Origin of the sequence: Moorena sp. SIO4A1 (assembly GCF_010672065.1) — a bacterium.
Taxonomy (GTDB): Bacteria; Cyanobacteriota; Cyanobacteriia; order Cyanobacteriales; family Coleofasciculaceae; genus Moorena.
The window spans coordinates 23645-46544 of sequence record NZ_JAAHHX010000052.1; the positions used below are offsets into that span (position 1 = coordinate 23645).

The following is a 22900-nucleotide window of genomic DNA, read 5'->3' on the forward strand; positions in this document are numbered from 1 at the left end:
TCCCTATGCTATCCCTTACCAAAGTAAAACCCTAGGATTCCTCCTCCACCGGATTATTAGCGACATCAAAAACAATCACAAATTTAGCATCCGGCATCAGCCGTTTCAGGGCTTTCAAATGACCCTCGGCATCAGAGCGATTGCGGAATCGACCAACAACGACTCTCTGCATTTCGGGTAATAGCCGCATGATCACCCATGGATAAAGGCGTTCAGAATACGTCATAATAAAAGTATCTCCTGTCATAGGGGACCCAAGGCTAGCCCGTAGATTTGAACTGGTTCCGGGCTAGCTCTTGACGCGGATGTTTTACCAACCACTCTTTTATAATAGCACAAATAATCTTTGATTGTAGCATATTTTGAAAATTTTTGTAACAAATTGTAGGAAGGAGGTAAAAGGGAATAGGGTCAAGATATCTGAGGAGTTTTTTGGGGTTTTGGTGATATCGTGATCTAGTTAGAGGTGGTATAGAAAAAATGCGATCGCTTTTTGAGAGCTTACTTATTTATAGTCATTACAATCCTACTGAGTTAACCTTGATAGAGGGCTGAAGGGGGGATGAAGAAGCGATCGCAGTATTTGGATTTTATGCCAATCGGTACAACTGAACTAACCAATGCCTGGGGAGTCTCTGCTATAATTATAAAATTATGCAAAGTTAATTCATAGATATGGGTTTTCGGGCTAAGAGTGCACAGGAAGTATATCGTTATGCTTTGAGGCTAGATGAGCCACATCGGAGTCTTACAGATAGGTTTGGCTTCAGCCTCGTTTTTGTCAATGATGGTTCGCCAGTGTGCATAGAATTCCTGCAACGTTATTTTGTTGACTTATGCCATCGAACAGCAGACCGCATTCGTTTTATCTTTTTTTCTAACCTTGATGAGCGAAAATTAGAACGAACGGTCATGAGAAGACGCGAAAGTCGGCTTCAAATCATTCTTAGAAGAATGCTTACTTCGGTGAGACGTCGCTATCCTTATTGGCAAGATGAATATCTTGACATGGAACCTTGGGATGAATTGCGACCAAGAGGATTTGATCCTGTTCATTCCCCTGAGCGAACACTCAGAAATTTAAATTGGAGGATTCAAAAACTTTCTACTGTGCCAGGAGTTAAAGAAGCATTTCGTTTTGCCCAACAACTAGGCATAGGTCGTCATGTTCCCTGTATTGTGGCATTTAATGATATTGGTTCTCTATCAGTTGATGTGATGCCAATCAGGGGAATGACTCCTAGGGAGATTTACGACCATGTTAGAGAATGGGTTGACAGTTTTTATGAGAAGAATCAGGTAATTTTTGATTATTGGTCAGAAGTTGAAAGAGAAATTAACCGGTTACATAAAAAATCGCAAATTCCTCTGCATAAAATTAATGAATGGGAATATCACTGTCGAAAGCTTTGGAATGAGTTAAGGATTATTGCTAATGTCATTTCTGAAATTTCATTACTAAATTACAATGATAGAGTTGAGTTTTTCCAAATAATTAATAAATACATTAGAATTAATGAATACATTAGAATACTCCCTAATAAAATTATTAAATATGTTAAAAATTTTCAACAAAATAATTATAACTATAATCCTTGTAGCAATCAAGTAATTATAAATAATTTATTAGATTTAGAAAACAAGTTGGTAAATAATCTAGATTTTGAACAACTATATAATCAATTAAAAATAATTCGTGAACAGCCAACATTTTATAGAAAATATTGTCAGGAACTTATAAAGTATCAAACTATTATTCACGAAAGATATATTCTCACTAAGGAGGTAAAATGGCCTGTTTACGAATATTTGGACTGGTGGAAAAAAGCTGCAAATATCGGACTTAGTTGGAAAAAGTTTAAAGATACTCGAAATGCTTGGATACATATTCTTGATCCATCTTACCATAATGTTCGGATTCGGGATGAATTTAAGTATATTTTCCAGTTTATTCGCCAGTTTCCTTTATCCATAAATCCTAATGAAGGTGCTGAAGCAGCAATCCTTGAACTTGCCAAATACTATACTGTTGATCCAGAGAATCAGCAGTGGCTTATTGCTACAGAAGAGTTTCGTGATCGGATAATTAACTACATCAATATAATCCAGAAAACTTGTCCAAGATGGCTCATAGAAAATAATCCAAATCTAACAATTCGTGATGCAATTCCCTTAGGGAATGAACCAGGGAGTTATGGTAAGATTGATAGTTTGCCAAAAGATCATCCATTACTCACTACAATCACTGCAATTTCAGAAAATCATGAAAGTCGTGATCAACAGAATAAACTAATTGCTGATGAATGTCGTAGTCAATGTTTACAAGCAATCAGAAAATATATTGAAAAATATACATTAGGTGATGATGAATTTAATCAAATGCGTTCTAATTTTATCAATCTTCTTCGGGAACATAGAAATCAATTAGAAGCTAAGGTTAATAAAAGTAAAGAATCAATCCTTTCAGTCGGTTTATTCCAGAAACAAATAACTCCTGAAGAAATCCAGAAACTTAAAAATGAACTAGATAACTATCAAGCTATTGTGAGGACAATTGTTTATCCTCACAAAGCAGATCCTAAAATTATTAATTTATCCGTATCCCAAAAAAAATTAGTAGAAGCTTTTGGTTTAAATTATACAGATCGAGATCTATCCAATAATAATATAAATCAAAATTATATTAATAATTTAAAACAAAAAATTGATGTTATTCCAAAAAAAGAACAAAAAAATTTAGAACGATATAATCAGGTTACTGAAATAGCTAAACTAGCTTCTCCACAAGATGCTTTATCCTATGCTTTAAAAGAAACAATTCCTCCATCCATAATTGAAAAAGCTTTTACTAATCCTGAAAACATAAATTTTAATGAAAATATTGGTACTTTAGTAAAATCTGGTAATATTGTTATACCATTACTCAAGTTAACTGAAAACGATTTAACTAAAGTTATTAAGGTACTTTCTAAATATACAGACCATCTTTTTATAAAATTTAATGACAAAACACACCCTGTTGAACAGATTATGATTTTGATTGGGGCAGATGTTATTCCAGCACTGAATCATATACAAAATATAAATATAAATATTAACCAAATTAAGGATAGTACAATGATCAATTCACAAACTAAAATCTTCTCTGAATTAGAGCAAGATGATATTGTAAAACTTGAATTATATTTATATAAAATATTTACAAATATTGATTCTATACAAGGAAGGAAAGGGCTTCTAAGTAACGGGGGCGTTAATCAATATTTTATTGGTAATCTTGATTTTAATATAAATATTAGTGAATTTATTACCATTTTAGTTGCAAAATTTAAACAATATAGAGTTTCTAGTCGAAAACCAGATTATCATCCTCTCATTAGCTTTTTAGAGTATCTGATTGAACAAGGAGAAAGATATAATTTAGATGATCAAGACATAGATATTTTATGTAAAATACTGGCTTTTGGTAAACAAAAACTTCAATTATTTACAACGGAAAATACCCAAATTAAACCTAATTTAGTTATTTCTAAAATTGGAAATTCAGAACCCGTTATTGGTATAATTACGGCACTACCAAAAGAATATGTAGCTGTTCAAGCTGTATTTGACCAAGGGCAAGAGGAAAAGAAACCAGGAAAAGGGGCGGGGCGACGATATTGGTTAACGGATGTTGCCGATAGTAATGGGACTCCTCAAATAGTAGCTGTAACTTTAGCTGATATGGGAAATAATGCAGCAGCCATGGGAGCAACAACTATGTTGTCCCATTATCCTATGGTACAATCAATTATTATGTGTGGGATTGCTGGAGGTGTTCCTCATCCTACCAAAGTTGAAGACCATGTACGTTTAGGTGATATTATTGTTTCTAACAAGAAGGGGATTGTGCAGTACGATTTTGATAAGGAGTCCCAACAGTTTACGGAAATTCGTGCTATGCCAGTTCCCGCTAGTGCAGAGTTAGTGGAAGCTGCAAAATATTTGCGTGTTAATGAAATGTTAGGGCAACGACCTTGGGAAGATGTTATTCTAAAAGCCTTACAAAAGCTAAACTGGCAACGTCCCCCTCAAGAAACGGATCTGCTTCATTCTTCTGAGCAACCAGATCAGGTAATTCCACATCCACAAGACTCAAAAAGACTCCAAGATCAGCCTAAAATTTTCTTAGGTGCCATTGGTTCTGCGAATAAACTCCTTAAAAATCCGCAGAAACGCGATATGTTACGGAAGCAATTTGGGGTTAAGGCTATTGAAATGGAAGGTTCTGGTGTTGCGGATGCCACTTGGAATCATGGAATAGGTTATATTGTGGTTCGTGGTATTTGTGACTATTGTGATTCTCACAAATCCGATACTTGGCAACAGTACGCGGCAGTCACAGCAGCTGCTTATGTGCGTACTTTATTGAGTTCAATGTGATGTTAATTAAGGGTTTAAAGTGGTTTCAACCACTTGTCTCAATCTTTTCCAGACTATTTCTCCTTTGAACTTTTCCCAGAATGATGAAGGTTGGTCATAAAAATAAAGTTGTTCGTCACTTAAGCAGTAAACAACAGGTACTCTGTACCATAATGTATCTGTCTCAAAATCCAAAGGATTTTCTGTTCGTATACTCTTCTTAATTTCTGGTTCTAAATCCTTAACAATAGCTATAGCAAAGCAAACATTAGAAGGAACTCTTGCATTAAGAACTTGTCCAAAACTAGATATAGTAGTTTTTTCTTTTCCATAGTCTAAGCATTGACTAGAATATTGTTGTAAAATTTTACTATTAATAGAGGGTAAGTAAGAGAATATGAAAAAAGCATCCCCTCTCATATTAAAGACTCCGAAAGGAATTTCAAAATTAGGAATTTTACTGACAAGCTTAAATTGTTGTTCTTCATGTTTAACATCATACTTAAAATCTAAACACCCTTGATATCTTAATTTTTCTTCAACCTTGTCCAAATAGTTATCAATTTTATCGTTAGTTTCACTAAAATTAGGATCATCACTAATTTTAGTGACTAAAGTTTTTATTTGTTCTCCGCCAATAGTACGGATTTTTTGAAATAGTTTGAGATCTTGTTCAGTTAAGTTATATTTTTGTGGAGGTTGTTGAAGGATATATTGTGAAAACAAGAGTAGGGGATGATAATATGGGTTTTGAAGGGATACTCGATAGTCTTTAAACTGAGAGACTAAACTAGTGATAAATTCATTAATGTTGGAATTAAAATTTAGCCTATTAATAAAGTATTCATCAACTCCAGCATTGGTAAGAATACCTCTTCTTCCTGCAATGCCATCAATATTAATAAAGATATTTAGTAATGATGCTTCTAGTTCGACAGTAAGATAGTCTTGTGATAGATATGAGAATATTTTAGTGTTTGGCACTTTCCTTAACCTCCACTAATTTAGTTTAAATTTAGTTTATAAGTTTTGAGAGTCGTCAGCATCCTGAAGGTTGGTCATAAAAAGCAAGGTTTCCTTGATTTTGCTATACACCCACTTCCCACTCCTTACCATGACTAGAGAATTTACCCCTCTCATAAATACTCCCTTTGGGGTGCATCTCTTCCTTCAAGTCAGTGAGATGAGCACGTACTGCCATGTATTCACCTTGAATTGCTATGAGGATAACCGCACAAGACATAGGTTGAACCTGTTAGTTGAATTAATTTACTTTATTGTAGCTATTTTTTTTAGCTGTGTGCTCTTAAATTATCATATTTACCAACATTAAAAAATTCTCTAACGGCAATTTAAATGATTAGCATTTAACTAATTATAGTATAATTTAAAGTATAAATTAACAAACTAACTTAAGCAACAACGAAAGGGCTATGGACGACCAACAGATACTCCAAGTGTTTATGCTCGAATACGAAAAATTGAAAGAAGAGCAAGCCCAGCGTATTGGCTTCCGAGACCAGATGATTTATATAACCCTAGGAATCTTTGGTGGTATTCTCTCCTTCGCCCTCTCCAATAAGACTAATTCCTATGCCCTTCTAGTAATTCCTTGGGTTTGTCTAATTCTAGGATGGACTTACTTAGTCAATGATGAAAAGATTTCCGCCATTGGCAAGTATCTTCGCTTAACTCTAACTGAAAAAATCAAAGCCCAGACCGGCCATACCGACCTTGAGTCTATCTTTGGCTGGGAAATCGCTCATAGAAGCGATCGACGCCGAGAGAGACGAAAAATAGAGCAATTAATTATTGACGAAATCACCTTTGTTTGCTCAGGTTTACTCGCCTTATTTACCTTCTGGTTTTCCGGAACTAATCTCCCCTGGATAGTTCATATCCTCTGCGCTATTGAGCTTATCCTATTGCTAATCTTAGGCATAGAAATTATAATTTATGCTGACTTAGCTAAAGGTCGATAGGGGGTCGGGAATCGGGAGTCGGGAGTCGAGAGTCGGGAGTGTGGGAATTTCCTGTAGGGTGGGCAGTGCATCAGACAGATCCCAAACCTTGCCATCGGGTTGCTAGCCACTGCCCACCATAGGATTAATCATAATGGTGCCACAGATGTAGGGTGGGCAGTGCATCAGACAGATCCCAAACCTTGCCATCCGGTTGCTAGGAACTGCCCACCATAGGATTAATCATAATGGTGCCACAGCTCAGTTAAAGGAGATTTATAACCCAGATTTACTAATCAAAAAAAAGTAGATACTGCATCAATACAATCTCTACCGAATCTGATAGTATTGGCCACAAATGATTAAGGCAATAGGCAATAGGCAATAGGCAATAGGCAAAGGGGTTTAAAGTAATCATCTCCCCATCTTATTAAGGGAGGGGGGATCTCTACTCCCTACTCCCTACTCCCTACTCCCTACTCCCTACTCCCTACTCCCTACTCCCTTTTCCCTACACAGTCACCGAAGGTTTACTGCTGACATTTTCCACTAAATTGTCAGCAATCCCAGTCTCAGGAAATGCGCGCTTAATCACATAGGATTCTAACAGTGTGCGGAGCCAACTTGGACACCAGCGACGCTGACAGAACTCCAATAACTTTCTCTCGAAACTCCCCTCTTGAGTTGACCACTTAGCTGGGAGTTGACGATTCTCAATCACCCACTTCCAAATCGACCACATTGAAGGATCATCTTTCCCCAAATTCCACTTTTTGACTTGACGATTGAACACATCTCGTACAGACTGTTCATTCCATTTAAATACATAAAATGGCACATCATCCTGGTCAAACCGAGTGATCTGTCGAGGATTGAGGAAAGTGATTCTAGATTTTGGTTCCAGGAAAATTGTTTCGCCTAAATCCGTTGCCTGCATACATAAATCAGTATGACTTGCCAAGCTATCAAAGACTTCATCCAGTTCAATAGACTTGATCAGAGAATGACGAGCTAGGATACAATGAAACTCTACAGAATCTACTGGGGTACGATCTAAATCCTGCTCAACATCCCGTAATGGAGTACCATAGAGCAACTGCTTTTGCTCAAACCACTTTTTACCATGCTTTCTTTGGTGAAACTTGGTTTTAATCCCAGCAACATGTACCTCAATATCAGGGGAGCCTGGTTGCCCCTGTAAAATTAGGGGAGCAACGATACCAGCTTGCTCTTCTTCAGCACACTCAACCAAACCTTTTAACCAACCAGGCTCTACAATCACATCATTGTCAATAAAAACAATGTAATCCGCATCCTTAACAAACGGTAGAGCTATGTTACGAGCAACATTGGATCTCAAATAGCGTCCGCGATGGATCAAACTCATAAATTCGTGTTTATCTGCCTGCTGTTGCAGATACTCATGCACTGGGGATGGACCGTTGCCATCTACATAGATTAGCTCAAACGGATAAGAGGAATAATCAGCAATAATACTGTCTAGGGAAGGCTTTGTTAAACTAAACCGCTCCCTCTGAGTCACGATTAATGTTACCTTAGATAAACCCATAAGCTGATAGATTAACCACGTTATGATTTGGTTCAAGTCTATCAGTTACAAACAAAAAAAGCCCACTACTTTAGTATTACTGAATCAAGCAATTCTGGATAATTATAGCCGTTCTTATACTAATTCTGACTCCCCATCACCCCATCACCCCATCTCCCCATCTCCCCATCTCCCCATCTCCCCATCTCCCCACACCTCCCACACTTCCCACACTTCCCTCTCTTTCCCGACTCCCTAAAACCTCTGACTCCCCATCTCCCCATCTCCCTATCTCCTTATCTCCCCATCTCCCCATCTCCCCATCTCCCCACACCTCCCACACTTCCCTCTCTTTCCCTACTTCCTACTCCCTACTCCACTAGTAACTTTATGCTGATCAGCTGGGGTTTGATCCACAGGGGTATCTACCGCTGAATACCCCCTGCCACTATCCACAGGAACAGGGGGTTGTAGCTGCTTGATATCGTTGATAACTGCTCCCAACAGTACCTCGTTTTCCTCTAACTCTTCGATCACCTGAGATAAAATACTGCCCTGGGTATAGCCTGGTCGAGTAACTAACACAATCCCATCAGTAAATGGTTGTAGTAATAGGGCATCATTACAACGGGACAGACTAGGGGAATCAACCACAACAAAATCAAAGCGACCACGAGCATCTTCCAGCAAATGCTTCATTTCACTCGATTCTAGGATCCCTGCAGCTTTGCGCAAGGGACCGAGACTAGGGAGAATGTAGAGATTTTCAAAATCTTGGGCTAAATGAATACATTCACTCTTAGAGCCATAGAAGCGCAAAGGTTCCAGTGGAGTGTCCATCAGGTGAATCACTTCTTGAGATTGAGCTACAGAATGCGATCGCAAATCCCCTTCTACCAACAGAGTACGCATACCGGCTTGGGCAGATGCGATCGCTAAATTGTAAGCCACGATCGTCTTTCCTTCATTCGCTGCTGTACTAGTCACCAACACCACTTTTACCGCAGGTTCCTCCCGCAGACGAAGATTAGTGCGAAACCGTTCGTAGAACTCCAACTCCAAAGCCTCTGGTCGGGTGATTATAGCAACTTCACCCCGGTAGGACTTGAGACCGATTGTCGGTAAATCCCCCAGTAATGGCACACCATTGTCCCGAAGTATGGGCTTAACATCCTCTGGCGTGTATAAGGTATTATCCAGGGTTGATAGCAGCAGAATCACACCAGCACCCACTACAATACCGATTACACCACCTATTGCCAAGGTAACGATCGGATTACTTGCTGTCTGGGTCATTATTGCTTTCGGTTCTGCAATTCCAGCGATCGCAAGACTACTCTCAGTCTCCGCCTCTGCTATTTTGCTATCTGCTAATGCTACCTGCAACTTATTGTAAAATTCCTGCTTAAAAGCAACTTGCTGAGCCAGTCGCCCTCGCTCCAGCTGCTTATTGGGCAGCTGCTGATATTGCTGTCTTAGTTCCTGTTCCGTTCTTTGGGTAGCTGCCAACTGCCGTTGAAGTGATTCCCGCTGGGTTTGCAGAGCTACCAACTGATTAGCCAGTGCCTGCCGTGCTGGGTCCAGGGTACTGTCTTGGCGGATTTGACTGGGCAATGGAGAGGTAAACCCATTACCACCGAGAACTTCAGCCCCACGTGCCTGAAGTAAGGTCTCATAAGTCTGTTGCTGTTTGCGCAACTCAATCATAGTTGGATGTTGCGGACGCAACTGCCCCTTTAGCAGTTCCATCTGTGTCTCAGTATCCAGAATCTGAGCTCGCAGACTAGCAATGATCGGGTCAGCACTGAGGGCAGAAGACGTATAGGCTTGGTCAGGGGTCAAACCTAGCCGTTCGATTAGGCTAGAATATTGAGCCTCAACCCCCTCTAGCTGTATCTCCAGACTACGTTGTTGCTGTTGGCTACCAGTAATCCCACCCACTAAGGTGCCATCTTTAGCAGCAAATAAAGCTGGTCCTTGTAGGCGGTCATACTGTTCCAGTTTTTGTTCCGCTTCCCTTAGTTCCGCCTCCGCCTTAGGTAAACGTTCTTCTATCACTTCAATAATCCGTCTTAGTTGTGATGTGTTGATAAAACGGCTCTGTTCCACCATTTTCTTCATCAGCATGTCAACGATGGCTGCAGAAATTTCCTTATTCTTATCCCTATAGATTACCGAAATAAATTGTGCTCCTTCTTTTGGCAATTTCACCTGTGTATTTTTAACAATGTCTTTGGAGCTGACTTGCATCCCAGCTGCTACTTCCTTAACCACATTGTCTGCCAGCAGCGTTCCCTGTGTCAGCAATTGTTTACCTTGTTCTGAAATCTCTACCCCTGTCTGGGAAAATACCTTAACAGGAGTGGTATATATCAAACGACCTTCAGCTCGATAAATAGGAGCTGGCGTTGGCTGTATAGCCACAATCCCCGATATGCCAGTAATCAGGAAAAACGTGGCAAAGCCGATTAACTTATGCTGATTGAGAGCAATCAGGTAACGTGTGACAAAAGGGGGAGTCATAAGTAATTTTCGCTATTGTTAAGGCAGCAGTAAGCTTACCCCCGGCTGAAGCACGGGGGCTTTCGCCCAGACTTCAGAACGTTGGTTTTCAGTAGCCCTAGCATACTTGACGCGCCTAGACTCCAAATTAATCGAATCCAAGGGTCAACCGCCGAACCTCCAGGCTGGCTTACTCTACGAATGCGAGGGATTGCTTGCATTCGTAGCTTCTACAACCGAGTCAATTCTCGGACAGCCCCAATACTTCGTTTTGCGCATCACTCGCCGACACTGACTTACTGGCCTAGCCGTTACTCTGAAGTTAAGAGTGCCTTTGCCTATTTCAGTCTTCTTTAATTATAGTTGACGGCTAAAAGCGCGCTATTACGCTTCCTCCCCGCTTTAAAAAGACGGGGATTCCGCGTTTTTTGATTTTTGTGATCGAAAAATCCTGTAGCCTATTCCTATTTTTACCGCTGAGTCAACAGGGACTCGGAGCACCAGTTACAAACCGAGACAGGTACTGGAGTTTTCTGTCCATTCATTAAGGTATCCGGAGATTTTTGTGCTGTCGATGGAAAAGCTAACCCACCAGGGGAGAGCTTCCATCGATTTCTGCTCCCGTCATACCCCAACCTTATCAAAACAGTTCTGGTATTTCCTCAAAAAACCTCCGGAATCCCAGAAAATCGTTGAAGGGTCGAGTCACTACACTCAGAGCGGCAGAAATCTTAGCAATAAGACTTCGACCCACCACGATCACATCTTCATCTTGAAGTGGTACGTTTTGGGAAACATCACCCTTTAGTAGCTTTTCCCCGTCTAGTTTTTGAGTCACCGCTTTGCCCTGTTCTGGATCAAAACGAATTAAGGCAATGCTATCCAAATCAGCATCATCTGGGTTAGGAGAAATTGCTGTTAAGGCATCAATAAACGTACTACCATTAGCTAATGTCAAGTTACCAATTGTGCCATTAGGATAGCTCAACACTCGAACGCTGATTTGTTGTTGAGCTAGATTAGAACGAGCTACCAGCTGCCTATCATAATCGGTAGTATTACCCACCTCCAACTTTCGCACAATAATAGCATCCCCATCCCGGAGGTTCAATTCCGATGGAGTTGTCCCATTTTGCAGCGGTGTCAGCAAGTCAATTTCTCGCTCAATGATGGAATTATTCACCACCGACTTACGACGAATCAAAATAGTCCGCAAATCAGCAATCGTAGTCGTACCACCCGCAGCAGTAAGGGCTTGATTCGGTTGAGTTCCTGCTGGCAGGGGGTAATAGCCTGGTCGAAACACCTCACCACTCACCGTAATCTGAACAGCCGGTGTACTCAGTAGGCTCACAACTACTTCAGGATCAATCACAAATTCATTTAAGACCTTTTGAATTAAATCTTGAGCCGCCTCTAGAGTAAGTCCCACCACTCGTAGCTTACCGAACAGCGGTACCACAATATTGCCGTCAGAATCAATAGCACTTTGAAAAGCCAGATTCGGAAAGTTGGTCACACTCACTGCGATTACATCTTCTCGCCCTAGGTAGTGGCGATTAAATTCATCAGATGGACTCACCTGTGACAGAGTCTCTGGATAGCCCAAAGGAGGTAACATTTCCTCCAACTGTTCCAGTCGATTCTCCTCTGAGACGGGTTCAGGGTTGCTCAACGGTGGTGGCGGTGGCAACGTTTCCGTTACCTCTATGGTCTCAGGGGTGGTCTCAGGGGTGGTCTCAGAGCTTTCCTGTTCAGTCGTTTCCCTTTCCCCTGATTCAACTGTTTCCGTTGTTTCCGGTTCAATGGAACTAAACGTAGGCAACTGAGCGCGATCGCTAATCTCATCCCCAAGATTTGGCACCGATGTCGGTAAATTTCCGACATGCTTAGCCAAACCAGGGCTAACCCAGACTCCAGAACTAACCAGCCAGAATAAGACGGTACCCCCAAAGAAAGATAAATTCAGAACTTGGTTGCCAAACCTGTGGGTGTCAGTTGTCATTTTCCAATGGTCACTTATCATCTTAAGTCGGAAGTGGCAAGTCGGAAGTGGCAAGTCGGAAGTATGACGTTTAACTCTTGGTTGTGGATCAAGCTTTTAGTCAACTCTAAGTGTTGCAGCAATAAACCCATTTCAGCCTTGACCCTTCAGCCTTGACCCTTCAGCCTTCAGCCTTAATCCTTGATAATTTGTATATTACTAGCTTCGTCTGCAAAAGGATCGCTCATCAAAGCAGTTTGAACCATTTTACTGAGAGATTCGGCTATTGGCCTAGAATTTTCAATATCACCCAAAGGTTCTATGGGAATTTGGATATTTACCGCAACCCAAGGCACCCGTTTGCGGTGTAACTGAGCCAGTTGATCAGCCCAGAACCAACGGCTAGGAGCAGGATTACCACCCTCTGGCCAGGCATACCATTGTACTATAGCGAAGGTTTGCCGCTGATTCCAGGCACGAAAGAAACGGGCGTTAACAACGGTTTTGGGCTGGGTTGTGATGGTCGGATCAGCCTGGGTCTTCCCCTCAACATCAGATCCGTTGACCACAAACTTGATATGGCCATAAGAATCCGTCTTCCATTGTCCCAATCGTTGTCTCATAAATCCGCTAATATCTTCCCATTCTACCTGTGGCTGGGATTTAGGACCATTTTGGGGAAGCAAAAATAACCACACTGGTTTTTGCTGATCCTGCTCTATGAACTGCAAAGACCATTTATGGCCGCCAATCCTGATGGTTTGTTGCTTAACAGTTTGCCAGTCAGATAGTTCTATTCCCGTCTTGCGGATAGCTTTTATCTTTTGGAGGTTAGTCACTGGTGGCAGTTTTGCCCAAGGCCAGTTTCCTGTCCAGTAACCCGGTACTGCTCCCATTATTACCAAGACTAACAGCAACACCAGTAAGACTCCCCTGGAGATTTGCCAGGGCTGGATTAACTTAATTAAACTTACTGATTTCATCATTCTCTAGCCTTTCTCAGACTTATGAGGTACCTTCAAGTTTCTTACCCCTGCTCCCTACTCCCTATTCCCTACTCCCTAAAATCCAGGAGTTTTTATCTCACCCCATTGAGAACTGCTATATAACGTTTAATCTTGATGGTTAGCCAAGGGAGTCAAGTTAGGGTCTGAGGGGAAGTATTTTTCAATGAACTTCATTAATAGAACCAGCATCACTAACATCATCGCTGAATACAGGTCGCCGCCCCAGCTTTCATGGAGCCAATGAAATGCCTGATCTTGCCCACTGCCATGGAAAAAGGTCAGCACAGTATTGCGGACAATATTAGCACTAACACTTATAATCACCGCACCGGATAGCAGCCAAATAGTCTTTAGGCGTGACTCAATAGCACCACTCCAGTAAAGCAACATCAAACTCACATACAGGCAAGTAAATAACATCTTAAGACCAGCACAGTGGGGCGCTACCTCCACAATTCGTTCACTTACGAACAAGTTAATCCCTTCTAGTGTGACATCCATGCCAAACTGAGTCAGAATAAAGGCAGCCATGGCAGCAATAAAGCGTTGTAGGGGCAAGATATAAGGTTCAATTAAATAGGGAACTGCTGTTGGAGTTGCCAAAACCACCAGCAGCAGGGGAAAACTTTGCAGCTTAAAGCCAGGAATCCCTTTTAACCATAGGCAAAGACCAGCTAAAACTATGGGAAACGATAAATTTACCAGTTCTGATTGACCGCTAAGATAGCTTACTGCTCCAATTATCAGTAAGACTACACCAAAGGGATGGGCTGTATCAGTCAGCTTATGCCACCGTCGTCGGTTCGTCCAAACAATATGGGCAGCAAACGGTAGCCCAATCAAACCATGGCTAAAGTATTCATGGGTAATGCTGATACTTTTGTTGAGCCAGCCATTATACCAATGCATCAGCACAGGACCATAAATAATGACTAGTAAAGCGATGATACAACCGTCCAGTAGATAGCGATCAATGGCAATAGGAATTTTGCGTCCAATTTGCATAGTTTAATGATTAATAACTAATGGCTCAAGCACGCCTAATAAATTAGCTAACCCATCAACAACCTGCTCAATCTGCTCCTTGCTCAAGTTGGGATAAATTGGTAGAGATAAAATCTCATTGCACAGAGCTTCGGCATGGGGAAAGTCACCGGCTTGATATCCCAAGTACTTGTAAGCTGGCTGGAGATGGCAAGGAATTGGATAATGAATACCAGTTTGAATTCCCACTGAGGCCAGAGCATCCTGGATGGTCTGTCGGTTAAAGGGACATTGTTTACCTACCCGAATCACATAAAGGTGGTAGACATGACCTGGCCCGCTGTGGTTTTCTATGGGCACAATCCCTTGACCTTCCAAAGCCTTGAGTAAATTGTCGTACTGCCCAGCTGCCCAGTAGCGTGACTGGTTCCACTCAGTCAAATAAGGCAGTTTGACATTGAGGATAGCAGCTTGTAACGTATCTAAACGGCTATTTTTGCCGATGTCGGTATGAAAATATTTGCGAGGTGCTCCGTAATTACGAAGCGATCGCACTTTTTCTGCCACCGTAGCATCATTAGTGATTACCATGCCACCGTTACCAAAGGCACCCAAGTTTTTACTGGGGTAGAAACTAAATGCTGCTGCCTTGCCCACAGAACCAGCACAATAATCCTCTCGCTGTGCTAAGTGAGCTTGTGCTGCGTCTTCAAAAATCAGTAAGTTGTGGGCATCAGCAAATGCGATTAACTCACTCGGGGATACCATCTGACCGTAAAGATGCACAGGGACAATTGCCTTGGTTTTCTCTGTAATTGCTTGTTTGGCAGTATTGAGATCAATTAGGGCAGTACGGGGGTTACAATCCACCAAAATTGGCGTAGCACCAGCAGCTATGATCCCCATCACTGTAGCGATAAAGGTGTTAGCAGGACAAATCACTTCATCCCCAGCACTAATGCCACAGGCTTGTAATCCGAGTGCGATCGCATCGGTGCCAGATCCCACCCCGATACCGTATTCGACACCACAAGCAGCCGCAAATGCTTCCTCAAAATTGATCAACGCTTTACCGAGAACAAAATCTCCCTGCTGCACTACAGCTTGAATTGCCTGGTCTAGCTCAGTTTGAATAGGTCGGTGTTGTTGAGCTAGTGAAACGAAAGGAACTTTGACCGGAACTTGGTAACTCATCTATTTGTATAGGAATTGATAGTACACTGTATCGGTATTAACAGCACAGATTCACATCATTCTTCTCTTCTTGAATGTATGTTGAATCTAGATGAGTTAACACACTATAACTGTCAAGATTTGGTAAAGTTTTAGCCACTGGTAGGAGTGAGGAATTGGGGCTTTGACCATAGCAGAAGTTCACTGACTCTCGGAAAATGGTATATATAGCGCTACGCGCAAGTCAGAAGTCAGAAGTCAGAAGTCAGAAGTAAGCGATTACTTACGTTTCGGAGTTTAGGAATGTCAAACATCTGAATGCGTAGTGCTATAAATAAAGCGATCAGCCAATCAGGTCTAAGCTTAAGAGTTTTGTTTGTCCGCCATTGTCCCATCCCCGGTTTACCCATCCCTACCGTTCTTGATTACAGCGTTCCCAAAACCATCGCGGCATCACACATCATCACCAAAAACCATCAAACATCTTACCCAAAAGTGGGCTTTTCCTTTACTTTAGGGGTAATTGGGTAAGATTTTAGGGTTCTGAATTCCTCTGGTTTACCAAACTTAGTACTGAAGGAATGCTGAGTACGGAGTGTGGTGAGTATCCCCTGCGGTAACGTTGGACTAAGCACCGTGCTGTTGCGATCGCTTATTTTTGTAAGCCTTACTGGGTCTTATCTCCCCCTTTTCTTTACCATTTATTCACAAATTTCTTCACAAAGTCTTTACTGATTTTTTATTTTGGGCTAACCACTTAAGTCAAGATAGTTAGGAGAGCCCTTTCCTTGATAGCCTGATTCCAAATCCAGGTTTATAACCCCCTGTCAGCCATGCAAAGCGCGAGTGGGGGTTTCCACGTCAGTGCGGTCATGAACCGCACTGGTTCCCCAAGACCACGCTGCATCGCTTTGCTGAAGTTTGGAGGTAATTCGGCAACACTGTTAATTTTCAAACACCGTTAGAGCAGGGCAAAAGCATTCAAAGAATCCGTGCTCATTTTTTCCTCAACAGCTTATAAATTCTATAGCTGATTAATCCAGTATTATTTACCAAAACTAGCTCCTAGCTAGGTAAGGATTTCAGATTTCCCTATAGAGTGTTATAATAAGTCTATATTTTCACATTTACTTCACACAATCTTTAAAATTATATAATTGAAAATTACTAGCTGTTTCTGATAAGCTTTCCGTTAGTTCCTTTAGAAAAACAGGTAGTTGGGCATGGTAACATAGCTCGACTCAATTTTTGCCTATGGTCTTATATAGTTTCCATTTGATTTGTGAACAAAGCACCCTCTTGAAATAAGACTTTCAGCTAGTTTTCCGTTCACAACTCATGTATAACTATATATAAAATATATACCCTTATAATATAGCGATGCATCGCTAGGAAAACATCAACACTTAAAAAAGTATCTAAAATAACAGCAGGAGTGCCATTTATGAATCTATTTACATCGTTTATGTATCTGCCTACGAATCTAGTGGTCAGTGCAGTTAATCCCTTAAAGTATCCAGAGAGTAATTTATTTAAATAAATATTGGCTTCATTTTTTTTTATTTAGCGCAAATTTCCATCGTTATGGAATGGTATTTTGACCAAAGTGATCATCAATAATAAAGAAGGTAGCATATCAAGTATTTATATTATAAAATTGACGATGGCTAAGATGGGAGCAGGAGTCCAACCAGTGAGTCTGATAGTTTTGATACCTATATGAATAGAACCAATAAAAGGGAATGAGCAGCAGGAGCTATCCTAAGCCTGAGGATTAATTATTGCCTGCTAAAGAAGGTCATAATAATTTAGTTTTTCTGTCTGTATTCTTAGAGATAAGAGCGCCTAAGCGCGTCTGTCTAACCTACTGCTCTATTGAGAGTAATAGCTTTTGGTATATTCGGTGTTGGTTTAGTGCATAAGCATCAACAGACAAAGCCGATTGAGTATCTAGTCATCAAGGCTATAACGTCGAAAATTAAACCAAACGCTTTGAATGAGTAAAGTTTAAATTTTTCTCTTAAAGGTGAAAATTCAAACACTAAATTATCTAGGATAATTAGACACCAGTTGCTAAGTAACTGATAGATAGAACTAACTAGATATAGTGTTTCGTGTCGGAATTGTAAAAAGCGATGCATCGCTTGTCCACCTGTCAAATCTTAACTTGACAGACTACTCGCTCTACCAATAACGTTCATGCGCATATTAATCTACTCCTATAATTATCATCCTGAACCCATAGGCATTGCCCCATTAATGACGGAACTAGCAGAAGGTTTGGTCAAGGCAGGACATCAAGTACGAGTCGTCACTAGTATGCCCAACTATCCCCAGCGCTGTATCTATGATAAATATCAGGGTAAGTGGTATCAGACTGAAGAAAGAAATGGAGTAATAATTCAACGCTCCTATGTCTGGATTCGACCAAAGCCTGGTGTAGTGACACGGATACTACTGGATGGTAGCTTCGTGGTGACTAGTTTGATTCAGGCTTTCCAGGGCTGGCGACCTGATGTGATTCTACTGACAGTACCGTCCCTGGCCGTTAGTGTACCAGCTGCTTTACTCGGTTGGTTGTACAACTGCCCAGTATTACTGAATTTACAGGATATTTTGCCAGAAGCTGCTGTACAGGTTGGTCTAATTAGAAACAAACTAGCCATCCGTATCTTTGAAGCTTTAGAGAAGTTTGCCTACCACACTGCTCATACAATCACTGTTATTTCTGAGGGATTCGTTGACAATTTAGTCAGTAAAGGAATACCTAAAGACAAAATTACCTGTATCCCCAACTGGGCGAATGTTAATGTTATCCGTCCCTTACCCAAACAAGGAAATTCCTTTCGCACTGCTTACCATCTTGATGGCAAGTTTGTAGTACTGTATTCCGGTAATATTGCCCTGACTCAGGGACTGGAAACAGTAGTGAAGGCGGCTACTCTGGTCAGGCATATTCCAGAAATTGTCTTCGTCATTGTTGGAGAATCTAAGGCTCTACAGCAGCTACAGCAAGACTGTCAGACTTGCAAGGCTAGTAATGTCAAGCTTTTACCTTTCCAACCCCGAGAGAAGTTACCAGAAATGTTGGCAGCAGCAGATATAGGTTTAGTTGTGCAAAAGCGTAACGTTGTTTCCTTTAATATGCCCTCAAAAATTCAAGTGCTATTGGCTTGCGGACGACCCATCATTGCTTCTGTGCCTTTGAATGGAACTGCAGCGCGAGTTGTTCGACAAAGTGGTGGCGGTGTAGTGGTACCACCACAAAAGCCCCAGGTTTTAGCATCTGCAATTGTCGAATTGTATGAAAATCCTGAGCAGGGGGTATCTCTAGGTAAACAAGGTAGAAAATTTGCTCTGAAGCACTTCGCCTATCAAAACGCTCTCAACCGCTATGAAGCACTATTAACTCAAATTACTAAGAAGCCTAACCATAATTCACTGATTGAATTACAGCAGTTTTCAGATTTATAACCTAGGTGAGACCAGATACATCAAATCAGATCCTGTCCCGTGGTACGTGGTAATTTTTACCGATACTACCGGACTGGATATCATAACCCAATTTAGAACTTCCATATATTTAGATGTTTTCCCCTTTGCCTTTTCCACCTAAGCCTTTTGACTTATTTCGTGCTGCTTCCAAGAGTAAACGTTGCTCAGCACGGGTAATTGCCTGGTAAGTCGCTTCCACATCTTTAACATCAACAGAAATCGAAGTAATTCCCCACTGCACCAACAGATCAATCAGTTCCGGATCTTGAACCGTAGCTTGACCACAAATTGAGCAAGGAATACCAGCTTCTTTTGCCATTTCGATTAGTTGCTGAATTGCTTGCTTGACCACTGGATGGCACCCTCCCACCAGTGTTTCCAACTGCCTTTGCTCCCGATCAGCTCCTAGTAAAAGTTGCGTCAAATCATTAGTACCAATAGAAATTCCTTGAACACCTGCCTTAACATAGTCTGGTAGCAGAAACAACACAGATGGCACTTCTGCCATAATCCAAAGTTGAAAATCAGGATTATCAGTAAGTCCTACCTGTTCTACCCGACGGCGGCAAAAGGTAAACTCTTCCACAGTACGTACAAAGGGCAAAATCAGCCGTAAATTCCTGCAGCCGTAAGCATAAACCTCCTGTAAAGCTGCCAGTTCCAGATCAAAGCTAGCTGGGTCACTCAGATAGCGACGAGTGCCACGTAGGCCAAGCATCGGGTTAACTTCCGCTTCCGTTACCAAGTGATCCCCACTCAGGGATGGAAATTCATGGGAGCGCCAATCCGTGGAGCGATAAAATACAGGACGTGGTGCCAAGGTAACCGTAAATTGAACAATTAACTGAGCCAAGCGTTCTACTAACTCACGCTCATGGCCTTGTCTGTGCCACTGACTGGGGTGCAGATTATTCAAAATCTCTAACATCATCAGTTCTGAACGCAATAACCCCACTCCATCCACTGGCAAACCCACAATTTTTTCTAGGGAGTCCGGCTGGCTAAGATTAACCAATAATTGAGTAGCAATGGGGAAAGTATTTTGAAAGTTAGAAGCTTGAAAGTTGACTTTTGCTTTCCTTTTTCTTAATCCTGAGCCATGCAACTTTTCAACCGGAAACCCTTGCTTAGTTCCTAGCCGATAAACTTCCCCCTGTCCCCCATCCACGAGTATAGACTCGCCAGTTTGTAAAATTTGGGTAATACCAGCCGCACCCACAACACAGGGAATACCAAGTTCTCTAGCAATAATCCCAGCATGACTAGTTATCCCTCCTTGTTCAGTAATAATAGCGGCTACGTGCTTGAGCCCAGGTAGCCAGTCAGGAGAAACACTTTGGGCAACCAAAATTCTACCAGAGAGGATTGCTGAGACGTTTTTGCCCTCACCCGATATCACATGAGCAGTTGCTGTAACTCTTCCTGGTGCTGCGGGTAATCCTCTCACAAGCATAGGCGTCATGGATGGGTTGACAGTGTGTTCACTAGAGTTGCTCTTAATGGAGTCCGATGAGGCTTCAGCCACATTGGGTCGGCTACCCACTTGTAGAGAGGTAAACAACTTGCCGTAGGAGGTAGTAGAACCCACAGAGAGTTTGGAAGCATGATGTGACGGTTCAACCCTCAACTGGCTAGCATCCCACTTTTGCCCAGTTTCAGGACTAAATTTCGTAATTTGTAACTGTGGTTCTGAGTTTTCTGAGGTTTGCCATAGTGTCCACTCTAGGGAAAAGCTAGGACTAATATCAGCAACTAGACGCTGACTGATATTAATTAGCTGTTGGAGGTATTTGTCCTTTAGGGTGTACTGTTTTTGTTGCTCCTCACTGAGTAGATAGGCTTGCACAGTGTTCTGGGTTAGTGATAATGAGTCCGGTTCCAGACACAAGCCATAGGCACGGGTTTTACGACCCAGTCGTGAGGCTAGCACAATACCAGTTTCGATCTCAATTTGGTAATAGTCTGGCACTACTTCCCCCTTCGCCCATGCAGTACCTAACCCCCACGTGGCTTGGATGTAACCCTCAGCTTGGTTAATCTGGAGTGTACCAGAAGCGATCGCATCCCACATTGGTTGTATCAAGACTGCCAAATTAAGCTGCTGGAGACCAATACTATGCCGTTGCCAGTAAAATTGACTTCTGGCGCGAAATAGTTCTGCCCAAACCTGTTTTAAAGACAGTTCCATTGCTAGTGGTTGCCTAGGGCAAATATAGGATCCCAAAATTTTATCTGGTAAGGTTGAAAAAATCTGGGGTTGCTCTAATCTTCCCACTTCAGTTTTCCCAGTGTCCTCCTCAATTCCCGACCCTGGTGATGTCATGGATAAGGAAGGGTGAAAAATTGTTGCTGGGGCGAGTGTAGTTTCTGCTATCTCGGATAGGGTTGATGCCAACACCGAAGCTAAAGTCGCCCCTTGAATTTTGTGACGAATTTGCTGAGCCACTTGCTGTAGCTGGCGAGGATTGTCTACATCTACGTAAAGATAAGAAGAAGGTAAATCAGCTAACAGGGGTTCAGACTCACCTAAAATTGCGATAAATTCCCACAATGCCTTTGCACTCACCACAAAGCCAGGTACAACCGGATAATCCCGTTGCAACAGCTGACTTAAGTTCAAGGCTTCATTGCCCACGAAGGGATACTCTGAAGGTTGAATCAGATCAAGAGAGTAAAGATTATCCACAAATCGCCGCCTAATCCTGTTATTGCTCCGGGATTTTGGCATCATATCTCGAAGGCATAATATCTCTTACCATTAATCACGTCGTATTCACCTAAATCGTTAATTAAAAATTGACTCTCAACCAAGAATGATAAGTAGTCAACTGGACATGATATTATTAATCCTTCCTGTGCTTTGCATCACGCTCTTAGAGACAGAAAACGGTAGAAATACTGAGGGATTCTCATGGTCAGTCTTGGCATCTTTATAAATATAATGCCAGATAAATCCCCAAAATCATGTTACAGGGAATTCAGACTCTTAAAAAGGGTCTATTAAGTCTCTTTCTGAAATCGAACTGTCCCCTATGTGAGCGCCCTGCCACTGATGAATTGTGTGATTATTGCGAGCAGCAGTTACTCCGCTGCCAACTTGACAAAAATCAATTTTTATGTAATCAAAATCTCCCAGTGTTTGTCTGGGGCAATTACGGTGGTCCATTAAAACGAGTACTCGCTGCCCTGAAATATGAAAACCAACCCCAGCTAGCACATCCCTTGGGCCATTGGCTGGGTAAAGCTTGGTTAAAATCCTCTGCCACCCGTAGCCACAACCAAAAATTAATAGTAGTTCCCATTCCTATGCACCCTACAAAACAGCGACAAAGAGGTTACAACCAGGCAGAGCTGATTGCCCAAAGTTTTTGTGAATTCACTGGTTACAAACAAGCACCACTGGGTTTAGAAAGAGTCCGGGCAACTCAACCTCAGTTTGGTTTATCTGTCCAAGAGCGAGCGCAAAACCTAGCAGATGCCTTTATTATTGGTAAACACTTTCTCAGACATCATAGCACCTCACCCGTACTAATCCTAGATGATATCTACACCAGCGGAGCTACAGTCAAATCAGCCACCCAAACCCTGAGGAAGCATGGAATAAGCGTATATGGGTCAGTTGCGATCGCAACCAGCGCGACTATCGGTAAAGTAATGACAAAACGTGGGTCAGTTGATGATGGGGTGATAGGGTAATGGAAATCTATAGATTTTCTGGGCTTTGTTGCATGAATGATGAAGGGGTCAAAATGCTCCCCCTCTCAGGAGCAGTTTTAAGCATTATGGGCATAGCTATCAGGCATACCCAAATGGGTCATAGGATTGAGGGCAGCACAAGCAAGTA

At 41.8% G+C, this 22900-nt stretch carries 19 protein-coding genes; 4 read left to right on the forward strand and 15 right to left on the reverse strand.

The window, feature by feature from the left end; translation table 11 throughout:
• Positions 1–31: 31 nt before the first annotated feature.
• Positions 32–226 (reverse strand): hypothetical protein, encoded by a 195-nt coding sequence (locus tag F6K53_RS26520; protein WP_293064686.1) that lies wholly within the window; start codon positions 224–226, stop codon positions 32–34.
• 308 nt (positions 227–534) lie between these two features.
• Positions 535–660 carry a hypothetical protein gene (locus tag F6K53_RS26525; protein WP_293082686.1) on the reverse strand — a complete coding sequence of 42 codons (126 nt, stop codon included), beginning with the start codon at positions 658–660 and terminating at the stop codon, positions 535–537.
• 15 nt (positions 661–675) lie between these two features.
• Between F6K53_RS26525 and F6K53_RS26530 the strand changes: the two genes are divergently transcribed.
• On the forward strand, positions 676–4422 hold the full coding sequence (locus tag F6K53_RS26530) for a hypothetical protein (RefSeq protein WP_293064689.1): 3747 nt from the start codon (positions 676–678) through the stop codon (positions 4420–4422).
• A gap of 6 nt (positions 4423–4428) precedes the next feature.
• Here the strand turns inward: F6K53_RS26530 and F6K53_RS26535 are convergent, their stop codons facing one another.
• Together F6K53_RS26535 and F6K53_RS26540 are read right to left on the reverse strand one after the other, a co-directional pair.
• Positions 4429–5385: a hypothetical protein gene (locus F6K53_RS26535; protein ID WP_293047619.1), complete on the reverse strand. Its 957-nt coding sequence runs from the start codon at positions 5383–5385 to the stop codon at positions 4429–4431.
• 103 nt (positions 5386–5488) lie between these two features.
• Entirely contained in the window at positions 5489–5644 is a 156-nt protein-coding gene (locus F6K53_RS26540; protein ID WP_293030026.1) for a hypothetical protein, read from the reverse strand.
• A gap of 190 nt (positions 5645–5834) precedes the next feature.
• Here F6K53_RS26540 and F6K53_RS26545 point away from each other — a divergent pair, with 190 nt between their 5' ends.
• Positions 5835–6383, forward strand: a complete 549-nt coding sequence (locus F6K53_RS26545; RefSeq protein ID WP_293043833.1) for a hypothetical protein — start codon at positions 5835–5837, stop codon at positions 6381–6383.
• Here the strand turns inward: F6K53_RS26545 and F6K53_RS26550 are convergent.
• The 10 genes from F6K53_RS26550 to F6K53_RS26595 form a co-directional block, all read right to left on the reverse strand.
• On the reverse strand, positions 6356–6493 hold the full coding sequence (locus tag F6K53_RS26550) for a hypothetical protein (protein WP_293026679.1): 138 nt from the start codon (positions 6491–6493) through the stop codon (positions 6356–6358). The genes F6K53_RS26545 and F6K53_RS26550 overlap by 28 nt on opposite strands.
• A 161-nt stretch (positions 6494–6654) precedes the next feature.
• Positions 6655–6780 carry a hypothetical protein gene (locus F6K53_RS26555; protein WP_293064694.1) on the reverse strand — a complete coding sequence of 42 codons (126 nt, stop codon included), beginning with the start codon at positions 6778–6780 and terminating at the stop codon, positions 6655–6657.
• Between the two features lie 93 nt (positions 6781–6873).
• On the reverse strand, positions 6874–7905 hold the full coding sequence (locus F6K53_RS26560; RefSeq protein WP_293064697.1) for a glycosyltransferase: 1032 nt from the start codon (positions 7903–7905) through the stop codon (positions 6874–6876).
• Between the two features lie 163 nt (positions 7906–8068).
• Positions 8069–8227 carry a hypothetical protein gene (locus tag F6K53_RS26565; RefSeq protein ID WP_293082689.1) on the reverse strand — a complete coding sequence of 53 codons (159 nt, stop codon included), beginning with the start codon at positions 8225–8227 and terminating at the stop codon, positions 8069–8071.
• A gap of 41 nt (positions 8228–8268) precedes the next feature.
• A complete protein-coding gene (locus tag F6K53_RS26570) occupies positions 8269–10434 on the reverse strand; it encodes a tyrosine-protein kinase domain-containing protein (protein ID WP_293082692.1) in 2166 nt (721 codons plus the stop codon).
• A gap of 619 nt (positions 10435–11053) precedes the next feature.
• Positions 11054–12418, reverse strand: a complete 1365-nt coding sequence (locus F6K53_RS26575; protein ID WP_293026691.1) for a polysaccharide biosynthesis/export family protein — start codon at positions 12416–12418, stop codon at positions 11054–11056.
• A gap of 173 nt (positions 12419–12591) precedes the next feature.
• Entirely contained in the window at positions 12592–13383 is a 792-nt protein-coding gene (locus F6K53_RS26580) for a cyanoexosortase B system-associated protein (RefSeq protein ID WP_293026694.1), read from the reverse strand.
• A 126-nt stretch (positions 13384–13509) separates the two neighbouring features.
• Positions 13510–14409, reverse strand: coding sequence for a cyanoexosortase B (crtB, locus tag F6K53_RS26585; RefSeq protein WP_293026697.1), 900 nt, complete (start codon positions 14407–14409; stop codon positions 13510–13512).
• Positions 14410–14412: 3 nt separating this feature from the next.
• Complete coding sequence (locus F6K53_RS26590; RefSeq protein WP_293026699.1) at positions 14413–15582, reverse strand: DegT/DnrJ/EryC1/StrS family aminotransferase; 1170 nt, start codon at positions 15580–15582, stop codon at positions 14413–14415.
• Positions 15583–15812: 230 nt separating this feature from the next.
• Complete coding sequence (locus F6K53_RS26595; RefSeq protein WP_158069656.1) at positions 15813–15971, reverse strand: hypothetical protein; 159 nt, start codon at positions 15969–15971, stop codon at positions 15813–15815.
• 1789 nt (positions 15972–17760) lie between these two features.
• Between F6K53_RS26595 and F6K53_RS26600 the strand changes: the two genes are divergently transcribed.
• Positions 17761–19035 carry a glycosyltransferase family 4 protein gene (locus tag F6K53_RS26600; protein WP_293026706.1) on the forward strand — a complete coding sequence of 425 codons (1275 nt, stop codon included), beginning with the start codon at positions 17761–17763 and terminating at the stop codon, positions 19033–19035.
• Between the two features lie 109 nt (positions 19036–19144).
• On the opposite strand, the gene F6K53_RS26605 is transcribed toward F6K53_RS26600, so the two are convergent.
• Entirely contained in the window at positions 19145–21742 is a 2598-nt protein-coding gene (locus tag F6K53_RS26605) for a putative PEP-binding protein (protein ID WP_293082695.1), read from the reverse strand.
• Positions 21743–22020: 278 nt separating this feature from the next.
• Between F6K53_RS26605 and F6K53_RS26610 the strand changes: the two genes are divergently transcribed.
• A complete protein-coding gene (locus F6K53_RS26610; protein ID WP_293026713.1) occupies positions 22021–22752 on the forward strand; it encodes a ComF family protein in 732 nt (243 codons plus the stop codon).
• Positions 22753–22900: the final 148 nt, after the last annotated feature.

Bases quoted from the DNA above. Each gene is read 5' to 3' on its own strand.
- F6K53_RS26520 (WP_293064686.1), bottom strand. From the start codon at position 226: ATGACGTATTCTGAACGCCTTTATCCATGGGTGATCATGCGGCTATTA.
- F6K53_RS26530 (WP_293064689.1), top strand. From the start codon at position 676: ATGGGTTTTCGGGCTAAGAGTGCACAGGAAGTATATCGTTATGCTTTG.
- F6K53_RS26540 (WP_293030026.1), bottom strand. From the start codon at position 5,644: ATGTCTTGTGCGGTTATCCTCATAGCAATTCAAGGTGAATACATGGCA.
- F6K53_RS26545 (WP_293043833.1), top strand. From the start codon at position 5,835: ATGGACGACCAACAGATACTCCAAGTGTTTATGCTCGAATACGAAAAA.
- F6K53_RS26555 (WP_293064694.1), bottom strand. From the start codon at position 6,780: ATGATTACTTTAAACCCCTTTGCCTATTGCCTATTGCCTATTGCCTAT.
- F6K53_RS26565 (WP_293082689.1), bottom strand. From the start codon at position 8,227: ATGGGGAGATGGGGAGATAAGGAGATAGGGAGATGGGGAGATGGGGAG.
- F6K53_RS26570 (WP_293082692.1), bottom strand. From the start codon at position 10,434: ATGACTCCCCCTTTTGTCACACGTTACCTGATTGCTCTCAATCAGCAT.
- F6K53_RS26575 (WP_293026691.1), bottom strand. From the start codon at position 12,418: ATGACAACTGACACCCACAGGTTTGGCAACCAAGTTCTGAATTTATCT.
- F6K53_RS26580 (WP_293026694.1), bottom strand. From the start codon at position 13,383: ATGATGAAATCAGTAAGTTTAATTAAGTTAATCCAGCCCTGGCAAATC.
- crtB (WP_293026697.1), bottom strand. From the start codon at position 14,409: ATGCAAATTGGACGCAAAATTCCTATTGCCATTGATCGCTATCTACTG.
- F6K53_RS26590 (WP_293026699.1), bottom strand. From the start codon at position 15,582: ATGAGTTACCAAGTTCCGGTCAAAGTTCCTTTCGTTTCACTAGCTCAA.
- F6K53_RS26595 (WP_158069656.1), bottom strand. From the start codon at position 15,971: ATGGGTAAACCGGGGATGGGACAATGGCGGACAAACAAAACTCTTAAG.
- F6K53_RS26600 (WP_293026706.1), top strand. From the start codon at position 17,761: ATGCGCATATTAATCTACTCCTATAATTATCATCCTGAACCCATAGGC.
- F6K53_RS26610 (WP_293026713.1), top strand. From the start codon at position 22,021: ATGTTACAGGGAATTCAGACTCTTAAAAAGGGTCTATTAAGTCTCTTT.